The sequence below is a fragment of the uncultured Campylobacter sp. genome (genome assembly GCF_938018145.1).
Taxonomy (GTDB): Bacteria; Campylobacterota; Campylobacteria; order Campylobacterales; family Campylobacteraceae; genus Campylobacter_A.
In genome coordinates this window covers 1-1,934 of record NZ_CALIII010000326.1, presented here as the reverse complement: position 1 = coordinate 1,934, position 1,934 = coordinate 1, and the positions used below count along the sequence as shown (strand labels likewise).

Below are 1,934 nucleotides of genomic sequence, written 5' to 3'. Positions count from 1 at the left end.
GTACGCTTGGGTTTTCAAAAGAATTTACGGATCTTGAGTTTTACGACCGCGTCGAAGTGCTACGCGGCGTAGCGGGACTTACGCAGAGTAATGGCGAACCCGGCGGCACGGTAAATCTCGTCCGCAAACGCCCCGGCGATGAGCTTTGGCGATATGATGCGGGCGCGCTCGGCGTTTTATAGCGTGCAGGACGGCTTTGCGTGGTTTATGGACTATTATAAGCAGATCATGGAGTGGGCTGCGAGCGTGGAGCGCGTGTATAAATTCATCGATATCGCGCAGGCGGCGGACTCTAAGATCAAATTTGGCGCTAAATTTGGCGGACAAAACAGCAACCTTGACGGAGTGAACGAGTCCATCCAGGTAACGGCGGCAAATTTGGCGCAGGATAAATTTGAGAGCGTTAAATTTGACGAAAACGCCGAAGCAAACGAGCTGAGGTGTAAAAATTTACAAATTTTTACCCCGAGCGGCGAAAGGTTGGTTTGCGGGCTAAATTTAAGCGTAAAAAGCGGCGAATGGGTGCTGCTACGCGGAGCTAGCGGAACGGGCAAAAGCAGCGTATTTAGGTATATCGCCGGCATCTGGGATCACGGCTAGGGCGATGTTTGCTTGCCGTGCGGGACGATGGTCGTGCCGCAAAAGCCGTTTTTAGCGCGCATGAGTCTAAGGCGGCTTATCGCGTATCCTAGCGATTTGCAAGGCGCCGATGCCGATTTTGAGGGGGTTTTACGACGAGTGCGGCTAGAGAAATTTATCCGCGAACTAGACGAAGTTAAAGACTGGGGCAAGATTTTAAGCGGCGGCGAAGCGCAAAGGCTTGCATTTGCTAGGGTTTATTTTGCACAGCCTGCATTTTTACTGCTTGGCGAGGCGACCTCGGCGCTTGATAGCGCGCTGGCAAAAGAGCTTTTAACCGCCCTAAAGCGCGATTTTCCGCACCTTGGCGTACTAGCTATCACGCACCAAGAGGAGCTTAAATTTATTTTTGACAAGGTTATAGGTATCGGCTCTGACAAGTGAAAATATAACTTTGTATATGTTTACAAAAACCGAGGTAACAGGTATTTGCAGCTTACTATTTTACAAATTTTCATTAAAATTCCAAAAATAAAGGGGATACAATGAGTAAGATAGATGAAATTTGCGAACACTTGGATCTCGTTTAGTACAGATGACAATACGTAAAATGATATAAAGGGGTTATCTATCTACTGGGCAAACGTGCCGACTGAGTTTTTAAGCGTAATTTGTTAAAAACTTTATTTGCTTCCTTACTTATTAATCAATAAAACTATCACATTTTCCATTCATGATTTATGCACCAAACATAACAATAATATTAAACTAAAAATAAATAGGCTATTTTTGATTTAATATTATTATACCGATTACTATAAAAATCAGCCGTTTAATTTTTTCTTAAATTAAGCTGATTTTTATAATAGCCGCTAGGCTATTTGCTTGTCTGGCTAAGACCTTACAGCACTATCGTGAAACGATGGTGCTAAGTAAGTTTTAGCACCATAGGAGCTAAAACTTATTTTTTAGTAGATTGCTTTATGCTAGGCGTAGCATTGAATTATGCTATGGAAGTAAAAACTTATTTTGCCTTCATCAAACTAAAATGATGCTTTAAATTTAGTTCTTGCGTAACTACAATAGTAAACAAAAATATTTTATGCAATAGCCACAAACATTCATAAAGTATTTTTTCTTTTAACTTTTACTATAGAGTTTATAGGCGAAAATTTGACGAAGCTTTTTGGGATTGATTTTATAAGCTTAAACGTCGAAGATAAAAGAAGGCTGCTGGCTAGGTGGAGGGTTTAAATTTGAGGGCGATACGGCCTAGATCGTTTGTCGTAAATTTTACCGAATTTTTTCTATAATCTCGTCATGAAAAACAAAAGCGTATTTGATAAAACCTTAAC

General features: G+C 41.5%; 3 protein-coding genes. All 3 read left to right on the top strand.

The features are described 5' to 3' along the window. Window positions 1-182 (top strand): hypothetical protein (locus Q0338_RS07590; protein WP_298086224.1); only part of this gene is annotated, 182 nt, incomplete at its 5' end. Continuing rightward, window positions 139-600 (top strand): hypothetical protein, encoded by a 462-nt coding sequence (locus Q0338_RS07585; RefSeq protein WP_298086223.1) that lies wholly within the window; start codon window positions 139-141, stop codon window positions 598-600. The genes Q0338_RS07590 and Q0338_RS07585, both read left to right, overlap by 44 nt. A 12-nt stretch (window positions 601-612) precedes the next feature. Then, entirely contained in the window at window positions 613-1,023 is a 411-nt protein-coding gene (locus Q0338_RS07580; RefSeq protein ID WP_298086222.1) for an ATP-binding cassette domain-containing protein, read from the top strand. Window positions 1,024-1,934 lie beyond the last annotated feature (911 nt).